18 protein-coding genes and 1 pseudogene are annotated in these 18,495 nt (G+C 40.3%); 5 read left to right on the top strand and 14 right to left on the bottom strand.

Features of this window, described 5'->3' with window-relative positions:
- Position 1: 1 nt before the first annotated feature.
- The 12 genes from hflK to cutA all read right to left on the bottom strand — a co-directional run bounded on the left by hflK (position 2) and on the right by cutA (position 12,422).
- Positions 2 to 1,171 carry an FtsH protease activity modulator HflK gene (gene hflK / locus I6E78_RS11805; protein WP_197182575.1) on the bottom strand — a complete coding sequence of 390 codons (1,170 nt, stop codon included), beginning with the start codon at positions 1,169 to 1,171 and terminating at the stop codon, positions 2 to 4.
- A gap of 101 nt (positions 1,172 to 1,272) precedes the next feature.
- Entirely contained in the window at positions 1,273 to 2,562 is a 1,290-nt protein-coding gene (hflX, locus tag I6E78_RS11800) for a ribosome rescue GTPase HflX (protein ID WP_197182574.1), read from the bottom strand.
- A gap of 16 nt (positions 2,563 to 2,578) precedes the next feature.
- Positions 2,579 to 2,842, bottom strand: a complete 264-nt coding sequence (hfq, locus tag I6E78_RS11795; RefSeq protein WP_011326984.1) for an RNA chaperone Hfq — start codon at positions 2,840 to 2,842, stop codon at positions 2,579 to 2,581.
- 81 nt (positions 2,843 to 2,923) lie between these two features.
- The gene (gene miaA, locus I6E78_RS11790) at positions 2,924 to 3,841 is read right to left on the bottom strand and encodes a tRNA (adenosine(37)-N6)-dimethylallyltransferase MiaA (protein WP_197182573.1); all 918 of its coding nucleotides are present in this window, start codon (positions 3,839 to 3,841) and stop codon (positions 2,924 to 2,926) included.
- Positions 3,842 to 3,851: 10 nt separating this feature from the next.
- Complete coding sequence (mutL, locus tag I6E78_RS11785; protein ID WP_197182572.1) at positions 3,852 to 5,708, bottom strand: DNA mismatch repair endonuclease MutL; 1,857 nt, start codon at positions 5,706 to 5,708, stop codon at positions 3,852 to 3,854.
- Positions 5,709 to 5,745: 37 nt separating this feature from the next.
- Entirely contained in the window at positions 5,746 to 7,089 is a 1,344-nt protein-coding gene (locus I6E78_RS11780) for an N-acetylmuramoyl-L-alanine amidase (protein ID WP_058372396.1), read from the bottom strand.
- Between the two features lie 52 nt (positions 7,090 to 7,141).
- A complete protein-coding gene (gene tsaE, locus I6E78_RS11775) occupies positions 7,142 to 7,618 on the bottom strand; it encodes a tRNA (adenosine(37)-N6)-threonylcarbamoyltransferase complex ATPase subunit type 1 TsaE (protein WP_058372395.1) in 477 nt (158 codons plus the stop codon).
- 130 nt (positions 7,619 to 7,748) lie between these two features.
- Positions 7,749 to 9,089 (bottom strand): acetyl-CoA carboxylase biotin carboxylase subunit, encoded by a 1,341-nt coding sequence (accC, locus tag I6E78_RS11770; RefSeq protein WP_011326979.1) that lies wholly within the window; start codon positions 9,087 to 9,089, stop codon positions 7,749 to 7,751.
- 26 nt (positions 9,090 to 9,115) lie between these two features.
- Positions 9,116 to 9,577 carry an acetyl-CoA carboxylase biotin carboxyl carrier protein gene (gene accB / locus I6E78_RS11765; protein ID WP_197182571.1) on the bottom strand — a complete coding sequence of 154 codons (462 nt, stop codon included), beginning with the start codon at positions 9,575 to 9,577 and terminating at the stop codon, positions 9,116 to 9,118.
- A 33-nt stretch (positions 9,578 to 9,610) separates the two neighbouring features.
- On the bottom strand, positions 9,611 to 10,063 hold the full coding sequence (gene aroQ, locus I6E78_RS11760) for a type II 3-dehydroquinate dehydratase (RefSeq protein WP_011326977.1): 453 nt from the start codon (positions 10,061 to 10,063) through the stop codon (positions 9,611 to 9,613).
- Positions 10,064 to 10,290: 227 nt separating this feature from the next.
- On the bottom strand, positions 10,291 to 12,102 hold the full coding sequence (locus I6E78_RS11755; protein ID WP_197182570.1) for a protein-disulfide reductase DsbD: 1,812 nt from the start codon (positions 12,100 to 12,102) through the stop codon (positions 10,291 to 10,293).
- Positions 12,102 to 12,422 (bottom strand): divalent-cation tolerance protein CutA, encoded by a 321-nt coding sequence (gene cutA, locus I6E78_RS11750; RefSeq protein ID WP_197182569.1) that lies wholly within the window; start codon positions 12,420 to 12,422, stop codon positions 12,102 to 12,104. Before cutA ends, I6E78_RS11755 begins: the two co-directional genes overlap by 1 nt.
- A gap of 179 nt (positions 12,423 to 12,601) precedes the next feature.
- Here cutA and I6E78_RS11745 point away from each other — a divergent pair, with 179 nt between their 5' ends.
- From I6E78_RS11745 to rnk, 4 genes are all read left to right on the top strand, one after another.
- Positions 12,602 to 13,078: an FxsA family protein gene (locus I6E78_RS11745; protein WP_058372392.1), complete on the top strand. Its 477-nt coding sequence runs from the start codon at positions 12,602 to 12,604 to the stop codon at positions 13,076 to 13,078.
- A gap of 107 nt (positions 13,079 to 13,185) precedes the next feature.
- The gene (locus I6E78_RS11740) at positions 13,186 to 13,473 is read left to right on the top strand and encodes a co-chaperone GroES (RefSeq protein ID WP_011326973.1); all 288 of its coding nucleotides are present in this window, start codon (positions 13,186 to 13,188) and stop codon (positions 13,471 to 13,473) included.
- Positions 13,474 to 13,521: 48 nt separating this feature from the next.
- The gene (gene groL, locus I6E78_RS11735; RefSeq protein ID WP_058372391.1) at positions 13,522 to 15,165 is read left to right on the top strand and encodes a chaperonin GroEL; all 1,644 of its coding nucleotides are present in this window, start codon (positions 13,522 to 13,524) and stop codon (positions 15,163 to 15,165) included.
- 233 nt (positions 15,166 to 15,398) lie between these two features.
- The gene (gene rnk / locus I6E78_RS11730) at positions 15,399 to 15,812 is read left to right on the top strand and encodes a nucleoside diphosphate kinase regulator (protein WP_197182568.1); all 414 of its coding nucleotides are present in this window, start codon (positions 15,399 to 15,401) and stop codon (positions 15,810 to 15,812) included.
- 124 nt (positions 15,813 to 15,936) lie between these two features.
- Here rnk and I6E78_RS11725 read toward each other — a convergent pair whose 3' ends face one another.
- The gene (locus I6E78_RS11725) at positions 15,937 to 17,247 is read right to left on the bottom strand and encodes an APC family permease (RefSeq protein WP_197182567.1); all 1,311 of its coding nucleotides are present in this window, start codon (positions 17,245 to 17,247) and stop codon (positions 15,937 to 15,939) included.
- A 53-nt stretch (positions 17,248 to 17,300) separates the two neighbouring features.
- On the bottom strand, positions 17,301 to 17,750 hold the full coding sequence (locus I6E78_RS11720; protein ID WP_197182566.1) for a hypothetical protein: 450 nt from the start codon (positions 17,748 to 17,750) through the stop codon (positions 17,301 to 17,303).
- 224 nt (positions 17,751 to 17,974) lie between these two features.
- Here I6E78_RS11720 and I6E78_RS11715 point away from each other — a divergent pair.
- Positions 17,975 to 18,465 (top strand): annotated as a pseudogene (locus tag I6E78_RS11715) (transposase); the annotation flags it as partial.
- Positions 18,466 to 18,495 lie beyond the last annotated feature (30 nt).

The raw sequence follows: 18,495 nt of genomic DNA, 5'->3' as shown, positions 1-18,495 counted from the left end.
GTTATCTCCCATCATTAAAACGATCGTTGTTAAAGCGGTCACTACCACTATTAACAGAGCTATTGCGTGACGTATTTACTTTGTTACGTAAATCTTGAATATCACTTGAGCTAGGAAGTGCAACACGTGTTGCTGTGCCTTGCTTTTCCATAATTTTATCAAGTGGTAAGTACATCATGTTGTTGCCACCTTTTACATCTACAAGTACTTTAGAGCTATTGCCTAATACTTCTTGCATTGCATCAATGTATAAACGCTCACGAGTTACTGTTTTAGCCGCTTGATATTCTGGTAATAGCTTTTCAAAACGAGCAACTTCACCTTGTGCCTCAAGTGTAATACGTTCTTGATAACCTTCGGCTTCTTGAGTCATACGGGTAACTTGACCACGAGCACGAGGTTCAATTTCACGCGCATATGCTTCAGCTTCACGGATAAAGCGTTCTTCATCTTCTTGTGCAGCAATTGCATCATCAAACGCGTCTTTAACTTCAGCCGGTGGACGAGAATCTTTAAAGTTCACGTCAGTCACAATTAAACCTAAGTTATAAGGTTCAATAACCTTGTTAAGCTCATCCCATGTATTTTGGCGCACAACCTCACGGCCGTTAGTCAGAACTTGGTCCATTTTTGCATGGCCAACTACATAACGTAGAGCACTTTCTAGTGCTTCTTCTAAGCTGCTATCAGCATTAGTTACACTAAATTTATACAAGTATGGGTCAATAACACGGTATTGCACTTGAAACTCAACGCTTACTACGTTTTCGTCTTCAGTTAACATAAAACCAGACGTTGATAATGAACGAACAGCTTCAATATCTACTGGTATTATGGTTTCAATAAAGGTCATTTTCCAACGCAGACCAGGATCAGCAATACGATCATACTTACCAAATTGAAGAACCACACCACGCTCGGCTTCTTTCACGGTATAAATACCACTGAGTGCCCATACAATTACAGCAATTATAAGTATAAATGAAATACCGGCTCCGCCAAGTCCACCGCTGCTACCATTGCCCGGTTTTTTGCCGCCAAATAAGCCACTAAACTTGTTACTGAATTTACGCAGCACCTCGTCTAAATCAGGTGGGCCTTGATCTCGTCCGCCTTTGTTATTCCACGGATCTTTATCATTGCCATTATTACCCGGTTCATTCCAGGCCATAGCTATACTCCATTGTTATCTAAATAAATAAGGAAATTGAGTTAAATCTAACAAATCTACTGCGTTTCTTATACAAAAACCGACATTAATTACATCAATTTTTAATCACAGACGATAAAACCAGCAATTTCAGGACCAAATTCTTTAATTAAACGATTCCACTCAACTAGAGGCAGCCTAACATCTAACAGCCAGTTACCTTGTTCATCAAAGCGTTCATCGCTTACTGCACTTAAACTAAATAACGACGATCTTAACCGTCCATATTGTGGTGCGAGCAATAGTGTTTCGCTAAGCATTTGTTTAGCAAGTAACTCACTAATAGCTTCGCTAAGTAACTCGCAACCTTCGCCGGTTTGAGCAGAAAGCCATACCCTTATAGGTTGACCTTCATCATCGCGATCAATACGCGCAGTAATATCATCCAGCGCATCAATTTTGTTATAAACCAATAATTGCGGTACTTCATCAGCTTCAATTTCTTTGAGTACTGATTGTACTTGTTCAATATTTTCTTTTAGTCGTGCATCTGCCACATCAATAACATGCAGCTGTAAGTCGGCTTCTCGCGTTTCTGTTAGCGTCGCTTTAAATGCCGCCACTAAGTCATGCGGCAAATGGCGAATAAAGCCAACAGTATCGGCTAAAATAACCGGACCAACATCGCCTAACTCAAGTTTTCGTAACGTTGGGTCAAGCGTCGCAAACAATTGATCTGCAGCATAAACATCTGAGTTTGTAATGCGATTAAATAATGTTGATTTACCCGCGTTAGTATACCCTACTAACGAGACAGTTGGTATTTCGTTACGACTACGAGCGCGTCTACCTTGCTCGCGCTGTACAGCAACTTTATCTAGCCGTGCACGAATATTTTGCAGGCGGGCGCGCAATAAGCGTCTATCGGTTTCGAGCTGTGTTTCACCCGGCCCACGTAAACCCACGCCCCCTTTTTGACGCTCTAAATGCGTCCAACCACGAATTAGTCGCGTGGACATATGACGCAATTGCGCCAGTTCAACTTGCAACTTACCTTCGTGGGTACGTGCTCGTTGCGCAAATATATCAAGAATAAGGGTGGTTCTATCAAGCACACGACATTGCAAAATGCGTTCTAAGTTACGCTCTTGGGACGGTCTGAGTTGATGATTAAAAATAACGACATCGGCATTGTGGATTTTAACAGTCTCAGCTATTTCTTCTGCTTTACCAGTTCCGACAAATAGTTTCGGATGTGGTGCTTGACGGCTGCCTTGCACAACCGCCAAACTACTAACACCAGCAGAAGATACCAACAATTCTAATTCGTGAAGATCTTCGCGATCCCCCTCTTTAGGAAAGTCAATATGAACTAAAACTGCCTGTTCGCCAGATTTATAGCGGTCAAACAAGCATCACGCTCCTAATTTAAATGTTTCCAGCTTCAGGTTCTTCAGTGTCGTCATTTTCTTGAACACCTTGGAAATTAACTGCACGAGCAGGAACAACTGTTGAAATTGCATGTTTATACACCATTTGATTTACGGTGTTTTCTAGTAAAATAACAAATTGATCAAATGACTGAATTTTACCTTGTAATTTTATGCCATTAACCAAAAAGATTGATACTGGGATGCGCTCACGGCGTAGTGCATTCAAAAATGGGTCTTGTAACGATTGGCCTTTTGCCATGTTATTATTCCTTCGTTCTAGGTGTTATTATAATTAAGTGGCTGAACTTATTTAACAAAGCTAAATTTTATTCAACTACTACTAGCTTAGCGAACTTACTACACGATGCAAGTTTTCTTCATCACCCGTTGTTAACCATGTAACATCGGGCCAGCTTCTTAACCAAGTTAATTGGCGTTTAGCCAATTGACGTGTAGCCGCAATGCCGCGAAATACCATTTCATCATGGTCAATTTCACCCGCAAGGTAATCCCACATTTGTCTATAACCTACACAACGAATAGAAGGCATATTGGGGTGTAAATCCTTACGTAGATATAGGGTCGAAACTTCATTTTCAAACCCCTGTTCGAGCATTATTTTAAACCTTTTTTCAATTCGCTGATGTAATTCACTGCGCTGCGTTGGCGCAATAGAAAATTGATGAAAAGTATAAGGTAAAACCGGCTGCTTTTGCTTTTGCAGTTCAGTCATGGTTTTACCTGTTAATTTGTATACCTCTAAAGCACGATTAATTCTTTGTGAATCGTTTTCACTCATTTTTTGAGCTGCTTGTGGGTCTATTTTTACCAGTTCTTGATACAAATGTGGCCAGCCATATTGCGCAGCTTGCGCTTCAAGTTCGGCTCTTATTTCCACGTTCGCTTCTGGCAGTGGTGATAAGCCATCAATCAGAGCTTTGAAGTACAACATAGTGCCGCCAACTAATACCGGCACCTTACCTTGCTGATGAAACTCATCTATTTTTATTATCGCATCACGTCTAAAATCAGCAACTGAATAAGTTTCACTTGGGTCAAGTAAATCAATTAAGTGATGCGGAGCACGTGCTAACTCTGATGCATCGGGTTTAGCCGTGCCAATATCCATACCCTTATATACTAACGCTGAATCAACACTAATTATTTCGGTATTTAAATGCTCACACAATGAAATTGCCAACGCCGTTTTACCCGCGGCGGTTGGACCCATTAAAAATATGACTGGTAAATTACTCAACACGAATACCTTAATCTAATTGCGTTAAATAGTGCTCTAAATCTATTTTAACTGCTTTTGCACGCAAACGTTCAATTGTTTGCGGATTATTTTGCATGCGGGTTTGCTGCGCTAAAAAGATATTGCTGGAATAAAAACGCGCTGGTGTGTATTGCATCTGCCACGCCAACCAGCTTTCTATGTTTTCAAGTGGCGCTTTACACGCTTCCAACAAGCTTTCAACCGCGCTAGTAACATCTAATAAATATAAGCACGCAGGAAGTTTTTTAACCATCACAAACTGCTTTTCAATAATCAGCTCAAAACCTAATAGCGTAAACCACGACTGTTGCGCTGCTATTAGCTCACAGTCTTGTTTGGATAAATTAACTCGCACTGGTAACAACAGCGCTTTGCCCTCTAAGCTGCCCTGCTCTTTTATTTGCTCATGCCAATCATCAACTAATGCATATTTAAAATGTGAGCAATACAATTGCTGCTCGCTGCTAAACACACACACGCCTTCGTTAATGCTAATAATAGCAACCGTTTTTAAAGCAACGCCTTGCTCCACTGCGTGTGCCTTGTTTAGCCCTACAGATACGTGAGCACCTTGGTCAAAATGCGCGGCATGCTGCTCACTCACGCCCTGATAGAAAGCATTAATATCATGATGATTAGTACTAGGTGTAGCTCTGTAGGCACCACCACTTCCTCCCGCACTACGCGAACCTAGCGATGCACCGCCAGAACTAACACTATGAGATGGTTGCAATTGCGATTTAGGATAATCAAATACCTCACCCGACTCAAAATTTGCAGCGGGAGAGCGTGCTGTGTCTGTATAACTAAATGCCGCATCGGCTGGGTTATTTAAAGGCTCACTAGTAAACTCACCTTGCAGTGGCACAACAACTTGTTTAATTGCTTGTAGTATAAAGTCGTGTACTAAACGCCCTTGATGAAAACGTACTTCGTGCTTTGCAGGATGAACATTTACATCAACTTGACGAGGGTCAATATCAATATAAATAACAAAACCGGGTAACTCTTGGCCACCACTTACTTCTTCAAATGCTTGGCGAATAGCGTGCAGTATAAGCTTGTCGCGCATCATACGATTGTTTACATAGGTATACTGCGTGGTGTTAACAGAGCCAACAGGCAATACCCAGCCATGAAGCTGCAAGCCCCCCTCGCCCGATTGAATATGTAAGCCTTGCTCAGCAAATGCTTTACCCGCCACTTGTGCTACACGGGCAATTGCTTGGCTAGGGTCGGTTTTAGCACGGTACTGCCTAACTACTTTTTCGTTATGAGTAAGGGTAATAGATACATCAAATCGACTCAGCGCAATGCGCTTTATAAGCTCATCAATATGGCTAAACTCTGTTTTTTCGGTACGTAAAAATTTGCGCCGGGCTGGCGTATTAAAAAATAAATCTTTTACTTCTATGGTAGTGCCATCTGGGTGCGCTACTGGTTTTACTTGCACAGCCATATCGCGACCTTGTGCAAATGCTTGCCAAGCGGCTTCTTGATGTTTAGTTTTTGAGCTTAGCGTTAAGCGCGAAACCGAACTAATTGACGCCAGTGCTTCACCTCTAAATCCTAGTGAGCAAATATTCTCTAAATCATCGAGGGATTTTAATTTACTGGTTGCATGGCGAGAAAGTGCTAATGTAAGCTCGTCTTGAGCAATACCCGCACCATTGTCACGAATACGAATTAGTTTGTGCCCACCTCGCTCAATATCTATTTGAATGCGTGTAGCACCAGCATCTAGGCTGTTTTCTACTAATTCTTTTACCACCGACGCGGGGCGTTCGACCACTTCACCTGCAGCAATTTGGTTCGCTAAACGTGCGGGTAGTATTTCAATACTCATTCAACTTCCTAACAAACATGACTCTAATGATAAGCAATTAACTTTGCGGTATATCGAGCTCTTGGCCAATAAATAAGGTATTAGAGCTTAGTTTATTCGCCTGCTTTAACTTGTTTATGGTTATGCCGTAGCGACTCGCTAACATGCTTAACGACTCCCCCGGGCGAACTTTATGCTTGGTTGGATATTGCGACTTTAACTTGGCAAATAAAGAATCGTCGGGTGGGTTTTTTAAATAATAATTTTTAATTGAAGTAAATATAGCTTTGGCTAAACGCTCTTGGTGATTAGCACTTTTAAGTAATTTTTCTTCACGGGGATTAGAAATAAACCCTGTTTCGATTAAAATAGAGGGAATGTCTGGTGACTTTAATACCGCAAGACTCGCATGTTGAGGATCTTTTTTATGTAACTTTGCCACCTTACGTAGCTCTTTTACTACTTCATCAGCAACGCTCAAACCGGTTTTCATCGAATGATCCATCGACATATCAAGCAGTGCTTGCGCTAAGTACTTTTCATTGGCAGCATCTTTTATTACATCTGCCGCGCCACCTAAAAGTTCAGAGTGTTTTTCTTTATCTTCAATCCATTTACCTATCTCTGAGTTAGCACGGCGCAGTGATAACACCCACACCGAGGCACCATTAGGACCTGGGCTCGTAAATGCATCAGCATGAATAGAGACAAAGAAATCAGCTTTTTTCTCACGAGCACGATTGGTACGGGTATTGAGCTTTACAAAGTAATCGCCGCTGCGCACCATACGCGAAATCATCCCGCGCTCAGAGTCAATCATCCGCTCTAAGCGTTTAGCTATTTGTAATGTAATCGTTTTTTCATAGGTACCCGATGGGCCAATTGAGCCAGGGTCTTCGCCACCGTGACCAGCGTCAATCGCAATAACAATATCGCGCTCTTGGCTTAATTGACGGTTTTTAGTCGCTGTTTGCGCTGGTGATACTGCTGTGGATGATTCACTTTTGTCATATAGATCAACAACCAACCTGTTTTTATACGGGCCCGTTGGTGCTAATGCAAAAACCACAGGCTTTACCGGGGCACTCAATTCAAATACAAAGCGCACGCTGTGTTTATTTTTTGGCTTAGAATAACGAAGCTTACTGACAATTTGATGCTTAGGCGGAATACCGGGTAACACTTTAAGTTCCCGTGTTTGCTCTAAATCAACCACTAAACGGCTGGGGTTTTTAAGCATAAAATAACTAAAGTCAGGCTTTTCAGTTAAATCAAATACCACCCGAGTACTATCTGGAGATGGCCAAACGCGCACACTATTAATGGTATTTTGTGCCCATAGCGACGAACTCATAGTGATAGCTACAAGATAAATAAAGAGTTTAATTACACCGCGACTCATGTTGATAGTGACTGCCTTAACTATTTTATTATTTGTTATATAACCAATATTATTACTCTGAGGTTGAGTTATTTAATTTTTCAATAATTACGCTACCACGCTCACTGGCACTATTAATAACGATATTTCGCTCATCGCCTACATAGCTTAAAGTAATATTTAAATCTGGCACAGGAATAAACTCTCCGCCTTTTTCTGGCCATTCAACCACACAAATTGCTTGCGCTGAAAAGTAATCGCGTATTCCCATATATTCAAGTTCTTCTGGATCGCCTAAACGATACAAATCAAAGTGGTAAACATTAGCGCGCTCCAGCTCATATGGTTCTACTAAGGTATACGTTGGACTTTTAACCTTACCTGTATGGCCAAAACCTTGCACTACGCCACGTGTAAAGGTGGTTTTACCCGCGCCTAAATCGCCATGTAAATAAATTACCGCACCTTGCTCTATAATAGCCGCAATTCGATTGCCCATTGTTACCGTGGCAATATCATCACTCAAGTGAGACTTAAAACTACGTGACATTATTACCTTTACCTCAAAAATTTATTAAAGCGCATATTTGTTAATCATACCAGATTATTTATTTAAGGTGATACAGCCAATTTTTAAAGATAAAAAAACCGGCTAAGCGCCGGTTTCTATTAACGAGGAATTATAGTCCCAATTTTTTCTCAAGATAGTGGATATTAGTCCCACCATTTTGGAAGTTTTCGTCTGCAAGAATTCTTTTATGCAGCGGAGTATTGGTTTTAATACCGTCGATTACTAACTCATTTAGTGCGTTACGTGCACGAGCAATTGCTACGTCACGGTTTTCACCGTAAGTAATTAGCTTACCGATCATTGAATCGTAATGTGGTGGTACGGTGTAGTCAGCATAAATATGGCTATCCCAACGAATACCTAAACCACCCGCAGGATGAAAACGTGTAATTTTACCCGGTGATGGGATAAACGTTTCTGGGTCTTCTGCGTTAATACGACATTCAATGGCATGGCCGCGAATAACAACATCATCTTGAGTAAACGACAATGGCTGACCAGCAGCAATTTTTAGCTGCTCTTTAACTAAATCAATACCTGTCACCATTTCAGTAATTGTATGCTCAACCTGAATACGGGTATTCATTTCGATAAAGTAAAACTCGCCGTTTTCGTATAAAAACTCAAACGTACCAGCTCCACGATAACCAATTTCAATACAGGCACGCGTACAGCGCTCACCAATAAACTTACGTGTTTCTGCAGTAATTCCTGGTGCGGGTGCTTCCTCAACTACTTTTTGGTGACGACGCTGCATAGAACAATCACGTTCACCTAAATGCACTGCATTACCTTGGCCATCAGCTAAAATTTGTACTTCGATATGACGTGGATTTTCAAGGTATTTCTCCATGTAAACCATGCCATTACCAAAGAACTGCTTCGCTTCTTGTTGGGTTAATGCAATTGAATCAATCAGTTCAGCTTCGCTGCGCACAACACGCATACCTCGGCCACCACCGCCACCAGCGGCTTTAATGATTACCGGATAACCAATGCGCTTAGCAATTTGCATATTGCGCTCTTTGTCATCTGATACTGGACCATCTGAGCCTGGTACACACGGAACACCGGCTTTACGCATTGCTGCGATTGCAGATACTTTATCGCCCATAAGACGAATTGTATCGCCAGTAGGACCAATAAATACAAAACCACTTTGCTCAACTTGATCGGCAAAATCAGCATTTTCTGCAAGAAAACCATAACCAGGATGAATCGCTACAGCGTCAGTTATTTCAGCCGCGGCAATAATACGCGGAATATCTAAATAACTTTCTGTTGCTGCTGGTTTACCAATACAGATGGTTTCATCTGCAAGCAATACATGCTTAAGATCGCGATCTGCCGTTGAATGCACAGCAACCGTTTTGATCCCAAGCTCTTTGCAGGCGCGCAATATACGAAGTGCAATTTCACCTCGGTTTGCAATGACTACTTTATCTAACATTAGAGTTGGCCTTTTAGGTTGCGCTATTATTCAATGATGAATAAAGGTTGATCAAATTCTATTGGCTCGCCATTTTCAGCTAGAATAGCTTTTACTGTACCAGCTTTATCTGACTCAATTTGGTTCATCATTTTCATTGCTTCGATGATACATAATGTATCGCCAACTTTAACTTGAGAACCAACTTCTACGTATGCTGGCGCTTCTGGTGAAGCTGCAGCGTAGAATGAACCAACCATAGGTGATTTAACTTGATGACCTGTAGGGCCAGCTGGAGCAGCGGCTTCAACTGCTGCAGGAGCTGCTGCAACTGGAGCGGCAACTGGTGCTGGTGCATATTGCTGTGGCGCAAACTGAGCGTAGCCTGGGCCTGCACTCATGTTATTACGATTTATACGTACTGACTCTTCACCTTCAGTGATTTCTAGCTCAGCAATACCTGACTCTTCTACTAATTCAATAAGTTTTTTGATCTTGCGAATATCCATAAACGGCCCGCCTATTAGTTTGTGTGTTTAAAATTAATTTGAGTTTTGCAATTGGTTTACTGCAGCTTCAAGCGCTGCGTGATAACCCATTGCACCTAATCCACATATTACGCCTTGCGCCACATCAGAAAAATACGAATGATGGCGAAACGCTTCACGTGCGTGCACGTTGCTTAAATGCACTTCAAAAAACGGAATATCAACACTTAACAATGCATCACGTAATGCGACGCTCGTATGCGTAAATGCAGCAGGATTAATAATTATGTAATCAATCGCTTGCCAAGTATCGTGAATACGCTCTATCAGTGCTTGCTCGCTATTACTTTGGAAATGCGTTAACTCAACATTTAAACTATCAGCGGCACATGTTAGTTCGCTCATAATTTCGCTTAGCGTACGTGAACCGTATTTATCTGGCTCACGTTTACCTAGCATATTTAAATTTGGGCCATTTATAACTAAAAGCTTGAATTTTGCAGCCATAATACGCGATATATCCTATAAGTAATGAGTTAAGCAGTCGTTAGCTAATTTTTTACAATTATGTGAGTATAAAAAATAAGATAACAACAATTTCTCACGTTAACCAACTATTATAGTGATTTCGACGTAAATAACAGCAAAATACTGGTCTTATCTCTGTATTGGGGACAAACATTGAGGTGGTAATAATAGCCCCCACCTTTAAATTATGGGGGGCTATTATATTGCTACTTTACGCTGGCGCGCACTGTAGATAGGTGCTGAGCAAAATCGTCAGCATTCAAAAAGCCGGTAACACGTTGTGCACTTAGCTCCTCTCCTTGGGTATTAAAAAATAAAATACTCGGCAAACCAAACACCGTATATTCTTCCATTAGCTCGATTGTTTTGTTATCGCTGTCGGTTAAATCGACTTGAATAAGCTCAAAGTGACTAAACTCATTTTGCACTTTTGCATCGGGAAAGGTGTAATGCTCAAATTCTTTACACGCAATACACCAATCAGCATATAAGTCGACCATAACCAGTCGGTCTTGCTCATTAGCGTGAGCAACGGCTGCTTTTAACTCAGTTAAATTGGCTACTTGCTTAAACTCATTACTTTGCGCACTTACTTGCATTGTTTGCATGTGTACTGGCCAAAAATAATTTTTAGTTAAGTTAAAGCCACTAACAACGAGTAACGTTGCAGCAAACCACAGTGCTGTTTTTAATTTTCCTTGTATTTGGCTACTTTGCCAGTGATGCAAGTAAAGCGCGGTTGCTAAGGCTAATACTCCCGCCATTAATAAAATAACATCGGCATCTAAAAGGCGTTCAAGTAATATAAGTGGCACAACTAGCATAATAAAGCCAAATAGGGTTTTAACTTGCTCCATCCAGCCACCGGCTTTAGGCAATAGTTTTCCGCCCGATGTACCGAGTAACAATAATGGCAGTCCCATCCCTAAACTCAGTACATAAAGCGTTAATCCACCCACTAAATAGTCGCCACTTTGTGCTACAAACAATAGCGCTGCTGACAAAGGTGCGGTGGTGCAAGGCGATGCAATTAAGCCCGATAATACGCCCATTAAAAACACACCAACGTAGTTGCCGCCTTTTTGGTTATTACTTACTTGGGTTAACTTGTTCATCATGCCGCTTGGTAGCTTTATTTCGTACCAACCAAACATCGACATTGCTAATAATACAAACAATAAACTAAAGCTAATAAGCACATAAGGGTGCTGTAAATACCCTTGAACTTGCCCGCCAAGTGCAGCCACAACCAAACCCAATGCCGCGTAGGTCACTGCCATACCTTGAATGTATACAAATGATAACGCGAAGGCTTTTTTAGTTGAGAGGTTTTTTTGCCCAGCAATTAAGCTCGACAATATTGGAAACATAGGAAATACACACGGTGTAAAAGCAAGACCAACACCGACAACAAAAAATATCAGTAAATTAGTAATCAACCCTTGGCTTGCTAACTGCTCGGTAAAGGTTAGATCTTTTTTAGGCGCATTGCTTGTCGGTTCATTAGTCTCGCTTAATGCTGTAAATGCGTTTGCAGAGGTTGCACTTTGCATAGCATCATCTGCATTTTGCAGCTGTTCACCGGCAATTTTGTTTAGTGGAATACTAATAACTTCAGGTGGATAACATAACCCAGCTTCAGCACAACCTTGGTAACGCACTTTTACTACTGCTCCCTCAGTTACATTACTGAGCTTACTAACAATACTAAGTGCATTAAAAAAAACTTCTGTTTTACCAAAGAACTCATCTTCGATAACCTCACCATCACCTAAGTCGCCTACTTCTATATTCGCGCCCTTGGCAATAATCTCTATTTTATTTTTATATAAGTAGTATTTAGGTGCAATATCCCAGCCTATAAATAAAGTATTATCTTGCTGATCAAAATCAAATACAAATGCTTGGTCTACTTGTAAAAAGGTTTGTTGTGGAGGTGCAAGTAAATCACCAAGTATATTATTAGCCTTAGCTGGAGCCGCTAATAATGCAACCAGTAACAAAAAGAAAAAACGCATTAATTAAGTACCTCATCCATCCAATTAAAATAAGCTAGGTTACCCGTTGCCACATCAACAACTTGGATCTCTGGCACTTCATAGCTGTGTAATGCTTTAATAGTTAAAAATACATCGTTCATTTTATCTAACTTTGTTTTGATCAATAGTTTAGCCTCGGTTGCTTCAACTACTTCACCTTCCCATATATAAATAGAAGCTACCTTTGGTAGAATATTCACACATGCAGCCAGTTTTCTCTCAACTAATGCTTTTGCCAGGTCTCTTGCTTCATTTTCATCTTTGCAGGTAGTAAAAATAAGTTTAAATTGCGCCGCCATAATGAACCTTTATGTGTTTAATAATGTCTGTAAGCATAGTATCTGATAGCGTATGTAATGTGTAGGTGCTATAACTGCAAAAAAATAGCAATAGCGCTTACTGTATCCTTGAAATTAGACCGCTCCACCCTCACTTATATTTCATCAACTCTTTTGAGTTTCATTATTTAGAGAGCTTTATGTTTAGATTTTTATTTGTGTTGTTTATCATTATTCCTATTATTGAAATCGCCTTACTTATACAAGTAAGCGAAGTAATAGGTGGTTTTTCGACAATTGCGTTAGTAATTATTACCGCGATTTTAGGTGCCAAAATGGTAAAACAACAAGGTATGAGCGCACTTCAAAAAGCGCAAACTCAAATGGCCGAAGGGCAAATGCCTGCAAAAGAGTTATTTACCGGTATATGCGTTATTATCGCAGGCGTATTATTGTTAACGCCTGGCATTATGACCGACGTTTTTGGGCTACTATTATTAACCCCAGTAATTCGCAACAAACTGGCAGCTGGCCTTGCTAGCCAAGCTACTGTACGTATGAGTGCAGGTATGCAACAAGGTGGTTCACCATTTACCCAACACAGTCAAACTGAAGCAGAACCTCACCAAGTGAACAAACCGACCATCATAGATGGTGAATTTGAACGAAAAGATTAATTTTTTTAATTTTACGCTTGGATTTTGGCGTAATACCCCCATTATTGAATGCAACCAATATAAGCTTTTTTCTGCCCTTCGCAGAAACTGTTAGGAGAACTAAATAAATGAATATTCGTCCTTTACATGATCGCGTGATCGTTAAGCGTCTAGAAGAAGAAACAAAATCTGCTGGCGGTATTGTATTAACTGGCTCTGCAGCTGAAAAATCAACCCGCGGAGAAGTTGTTGCCGTTGGTAATGGTCGCATTTTAGAAAGCGGTGATGTTAGAGCATTAGAAGTTAAAGCCGGTGACACTGTGTTATTTGGCTCATATGTTGAGAAAGTTGAAAAGATCGAAGGTCAAGAGTACCTGATCATGCGTGAAGATAATATTTTAGGCATTGTAGGCTAAACCTACTTTTCGTTTATAAACATTTAAGAATTTAGAGGAATTTAAAACATGGCAGCAAAAGAAGTACTTTTTGCAGGTGACGCACGCGCTAAAATGCTAACTGGCGTAAACATCCTGGCAAACGCAGTAAAAGTTACATTAGGTCCTAAAGGCCGTAACGTTGTACTAGACAAATCATTTGGCTCTCCAGTTATCACTAAAGATGGTGTATCTGTAGCAAAAGAAATCGAACTTGAAGACAAGTTTGAAAACATGGGCGCACAAATGGTTAAAGAAGTTGCATCTAAAGCTAACGATGCAGCCGGCGATGGTACAACTACCGCTACAGTACTTGCACAGTCTATTGTTAACGAAGGCCTTAAAGCGGTTGCAGCAGGTATGAACCCAATGGACCTTAAGCGCGGCATCGACAAAGCAGTTATTGCTGCTGTTGCAGAGCTTAAAGCGTTATCTGTTCCATGCTCTGACACTAAAGCAATTGCACAAGTTGGCACTATTTCAGCTAACTCTGATAAAGAGATTGGCGATATCATTGCACAAGCAATGGAAAAAGTAGGCCGCAACAGTGGTGTTATTACTGTAGAAGAAGGTCAATCACTAGAAAACGAACTCGATGTTGTTGAAGGCATGCAGTTTGACCGTGGTTACCTATCTCCTTACTTTATTAACAGCCCAGAAAAAGGTACCGTTGAACTAGATAACCCATTTATTCTACTTGTAGATAAAAAAATATCTAACATTCGCGAATTATTACCAACATTAGAAGCGGTAGCTAAAGCAAGCAAGCCACTACTAATCATCGCAGAAGACCTTGAAGGCGAAGCATTAGCTACATTAGTAGTTAATAACATGCGCGGTATTGTTAAAGTATCAGCAGTGAAAGCTCCTGGTTTTGGCGACCGTCGTAAAGCAATGCTACAAGATATCGCTGTATTAACTGGCGGTACTGTGATTTCAGAAGAAATCGGCCTTGAGCTTGAAAAAGCAACAGTTGAAGACCTAGGTACAGCTAAGCGCGTAATTATCACTAAAGATGATACGACTATTATCGATGGTGCTGGCGAAGAAGCAGGTATTAACGGCCGTGTTTCACAAATTAAAGCACAAATCGAAGAAGCAACATCAGACTACGATAAAGAAAAACTACAAGAGCGCATGGCTAAACTAGCTGGCGGTGTTGCAGTAATCAAAGTTGGTGCTGCGACTGAAATGGAAATGAAAGAGAAAAAAGACCGCGTTGAAGATGCATTAAATGCAACTCGTGCAGCGGTTGAAGAAGGCGTAGTACCTGGCGGCGGTGTTGCACTAGTTCGTGCAGCAAGTAAGCTTGTAGATTTAGTTGGCGACAACGAAGATCAAAACCACGGTATAAAAGTCGCTCTTCGTGCAATGGAAGCGCCACTTCGTCAAATCGTAACAAATGCTGGCGAAGAAGCATCTGTTGTCGTTAACGCAGTTAAAGCAGGTTCAGGTAACTTTGGTTACAATGCTGCTACTGGCGAATACAATGACATGATTGAAATGGGTATCCTAGATCCAACTAAAGTAACACGCTCTGCACTACAATTTGCAGGGTCTATTGCGGGTCTAATGATCACTACCGAAGCTATGGTAGCTGAAATCCCAAAAGATGATAGCGCTCCTGATATGGGTGGCATGGGCGGTATGGGTGGAATGGGCGGTATGATGTAAACCCCCTCCTAAACCTCCCGGTTAAAAAAACCCAGCCTCGGCTGGGTTTTTAATGTTATAGAAAAAATAAAAAACTAACTATACTCTTTAGTCACTTAAGTACTATTGCTTAAGATAGTTGATTATTGAGTTGCAAATAAAAATTACTTCAACGTATTCTAGTGCAATTAAGCTTATGCCGAATCATACTCAGAGTAAGTTTTATTTACATAAACATTATTAAGGATATTGAGTTGAATAAAAGACCTGAAATAATCATCTCATCACTAGATGCAGATAGACTATATGATTTAATCGAATCATTACCTGCAAACAGTTTTGCGGGTGAAAAAGAACTCGAAGCAGAATTAGGACGTGCAACTATAGTTGATCCTAAAGACGTTCCAGCAACTATAGTTACCATGAATTCGACGGTAAATTTTGTTGTAGAATCTTCAAAAGAAGAATTCAATTTAACTCTTGTCTACCCGAAAGATCTTGACGCTAGCGGCCAAAAAATATCAATTTTAGCCCCTATCGGCGGCGCTTTACTTGGGTTATCACAAGGAGATGAAATTGAATGGCCTAAGCCTGGTGGAGGGTTAATAAAAGTAAAAATAAAAGAAGTAACCTATCAGCCTGAGCGTGCTGGTGAGTTACATCGTTAAGATTAAATTTTTACTATAATCTCCCCACAGTTCTATGTAATATGCAACCCAGTCGCGGCTAGGTTGCATATAGAAGTGTCCTGTCAAAAATAACCTTTTATCTCAATCCTATTAATCGGCTAATTTAATTTTCGCTCTGAATCTTACTCAAATAAAGCTTTTCGGATCCCACTATCACTAACAAGCCAACTATCGCAGACCATATTACCAACATGTCGCTGGATGCTTTAATCCAAACAAACGCACTTAAAACGACAATATCTAAAACGATTGCGCTGAGCACTATAATGGCGTTCGCATTAACTTCTTTACGCAGATGTTTGAATACCCCCCAATGAATCGCTATATCCATTAAAAGATAAAAGATAGCTCCAAGAGATGCGATTCTACTCAAATCAAAGAATATCGTCAGTAGTATAGCGATTGCCACCGTATACACCACAGTGTGCTTTTGTATTGTACCTGGCATGCCAAAGTGACTATGTGGCACCAATTTCATATCAGTCAGCATCGCTAACATACGAGAAACTGCAAAAACACTGGCAATAACACCAGATACTGTCGCAACAATTGCAAATCCAACGGTGATCCATAAACCGCTTTTACCAAACGCGGGTTTTGAAGCTTCTGCAAGCGCATAGTCTTTAGCAACTACAATTTCATCTATTGATAAATTTGTTCCTACAGCTACTGCCACTAGCATATAAATGATGAAGCAAATAAAGATTGAAATAATAATAGCTCGCCCCACATTTTTCTTGGGGTTAACAATCTCGCCGCCGCTATTAGTAATAGTAGTAAAGCCTTTGAAGGCTAATATTGCTAATGCAACTGCACCTAAAAAATTACTCAAATTTGTTTCAGCGGCAACAGTAAAGGTGCTGGTAATACCGGAGTCTGCAACATAGATGCCACCGCCTGCAAGAACAACTAGACCCAAGGCTTTTGCAATACCCATTATAAATGAGGTCGTTTGGATAACTTTGTTCCCAAGGACATTAATTAAAAATGCCGCAATCAACAATGCAACACCAAGTGTAGGAACAAGCCAACCCCCTTGGTCAGTATCAAAAAGTTGAAGTACGTAATTACCAAAAGTTCGTGCAACTAAGCTTTGATTGATTACCATCGAAAAGTACATTAGTAAAGCACAGCAAGCGGTTATAGTGCCTTTCCCGTATGCCTTTTCTAAAAACATCGCAATGCCGCCCGCTGAAGGATATGCGTTAGCAAGTTTTACATAAGAATAAGCACTCGCTGATGATATTATTGCTGCGGCCAAAAAAGCCCATGGAAACCATTCTCTTGCTAGCTCAGCAACTTGACCAGTTAACGCAAATATGCCGGCACCAATCATAACACCTGTGCCCATCGCTACGGCGCCAGCTAAACTCAGACTACCTTTGTTATAATTAGAATGTTTATGCTCTGTCATAGTATATCCTTTTAATAGCGAATAAGTATGGGTTAGCGAGGGTATGATGATGACTACATATCTTGAAAGCGATTTAAGCCCTGTGCCATCAGTACTACCTCTTGATTTTCAAGCTTTAGTAGGCGGTCTAGAAATTCTTCATGATGAGGAATAACCGCTTGACCTTTTAAGTATTTATACAATTGAATTACTTGTTGATGCTGTTCAATTACGCTTGAAACTATCTCTGATTCCGTTTTGCTTTCAAAGTCGCTATGATCGTGCAAAATGATGGGACTTTTATCTAGGTATTCAATGAATAAGATTTCTAGCTCACTTGTCTGAGCCCTATCAGAAGATGCTTTGACCAAAGCTGCTAAATGTTCTTCATGAACAATTAAGTACTGCATCGCCATTTGAGTACGCTCAGAATGACACTGTGCACAATGCTTTAAGCACTTAGCCAATCGCTGATGAAATTGAACTGTCCATTGCAATATGCCTCGCATATTTTCTATTTTCATATTTATCCTTTAAAACCATAACAGCTAAGACTACCTCCACACTTACCAATCTAATTTGTACATGCGCAAATTACATTACCGTTACATTACATTTGTATGACATTTCTGTAATGTAGCTAGGTGCAAAAGATAATTACTTTTTTAAGCACAATTTGAAGTAATATAATATTTATAACTGGTTTGAGCTATTTATTATAAAATCATGCGCATATTATTTCGCAAATTCAACCTTCCCAGAAACTGAGATTCAGTTGTGTATCGTTCATCAAATACGCAACTCAATGAAGTATGTTGCTTCTAAAATCAAAAAAAGCGTTATGGCTGATTTAAAGCCTGTGTTCCGTGTGCCAACGAAAGAGGTAGCTGAGTTAACCCTTGATGAACTTGGTGAGGCTAAATCAGGCAGCGCTTATCCGCTTAATTAATTGTTGGCGTAATAAATGACATAACTTATCAGCTTACTTTAAGACCCTGGGCACATTCGCAAATATGATTTATACGACAAATACTGTTGAGGTTGTTCATCGTCAGTTTAAAAAAATTAACGAAAACTAAAGCCGCTTTTCCGAATGAAAATAGTTTGTAGAAGTTACTTTATGCTGGCATATTAAACGCTACTGAGAAATGGATAATGCCAATACATAATTGGATCCTTTGTTTCTCTCAGTTAGCTATTTATTTCGAAGGATGTTTAGACAGCATTCTTGATATTTAAAAATTTAAGCTGACACAGAACTCTGAACAC

The sequence above is a fragment of the Pseudoalteromonas sp. NZS127 genome, from assembly GCF_015864805.1.
In the GTDB taxonomy this organism is placed as follows: Bacteria; Pseudomonadota; Gammaproteobacteria; order Enterobacterales; family Alteromonadaceae; genus Pseudoalteromonas; species Pseudoalteromonas nigrifaciens.
Note: the sequence above shows the minus strand (reverse complement) of the source record. Positions and strands in the feature narration are given on the sequence as shown.

Excerpts from the sequence above, each read along its gene's own strand:
- hflK (WP_197182575.1), bottom strand. The coding sequence starts at position 1,171 with ATGGCCTGGAATGAACCGGGTAATAATGGCAATGATAAAGATCCGTGG.
- hfq (WP_011326984.1), bottom strand. The coding sequence starts at position 2,842 with ATGGCAAAAGGCCAATCGTTACAAGACCCATTTTTGAATGCACTACGC.
- mutL (WP_197182572.1), bottom strand. The coding sequence starts at position 5,708 with ATGAGTATTGAAATACTACCCGCACGTTTAGCGAACCAAATTGCTGCA.
- I6E78_RS11780 (WP_058372396.1), bottom strand. The coding sequence starts at position 7,089 with ATGAGTCGCGGTGTAATTAAACTCTTTATTTATCTTGTAGCTATCACT.
- tsaE (WP_058372395.1), bottom strand. The coding sequence starts at position 7,618 with ATGTCACGTAGTTTTAAGTCTCACTTGAGTGATGATATTGCCACGGTA.
- accC (WP_011326979.1), bottom strand. The coding sequence starts at position 9,089 with ATGTTAGATAAAGTAGTCATTGCAAACCGAGGTGAAATTGCACTTCGT.
- accB (WP_197182571.1), bottom strand. The coding sequence starts at position 9,577 with ATGGATATTCGCAAGATCAAAAAACTTATTGAATTAGTAGAAGAGTCA.
- aroQ (WP_011326977.1), bottom strand. The coding sequence starts at position 10,063 with ATGGCTGCAAAATTCAAGCTTTTAGTTATAAATGGCCCAAATTTAAAT.
- I6E78_RS11755 (WP_197182570.1), bottom strand. The coding sequence starts at position 12,102 with ATGCGTTTTTTCTTTTTGTTACTGGTTGCATTATTAGCGGCTCCAGCT.
- cutA (WP_197182569.1), bottom strand. The coding sequence starts at position 12,422 with ATGGCGGCGCAATTTAAACTTATTTTTACTACCTGCAAAGATGAAAAT.
- I6E78_RS11745 (WP_058372392.1), top strand. The coding sequence starts at position 12,602 with ATGTTTAGATTTTTATTTGTGTTGTTTATCATTATTCCTATTATTGAA.
- I6E78_RS11740 (WP_011326973.1), top strand. The coding sequence starts at position 13,186 with ATGAATATTCGTCCTTTACATGATCGCGTGATCGTTAAGCGTCTAGAA.
- groL (WP_058372391.1), top strand. The coding sequence starts at position 13,522 with ATGGCAGCAAAAGAAGTACTTTTTGCAGGTGACGCACGCGCTAAAATG.
- I6E78_RS11725 (WP_197182567.1), bottom strand. The coding sequence starts at position 17,247 with ATGACAGAGCATAAACATTCTAATTATAACAAAGGTAGTCTGAGTTTA.
- I6E78_RS11720 (WP_197182566.1), bottom strand. The coding sequence starts at position 17,750 with ATGAAAATAGAAAATATGCGAGGCATATTGCAATGGACAGTTCAATTT.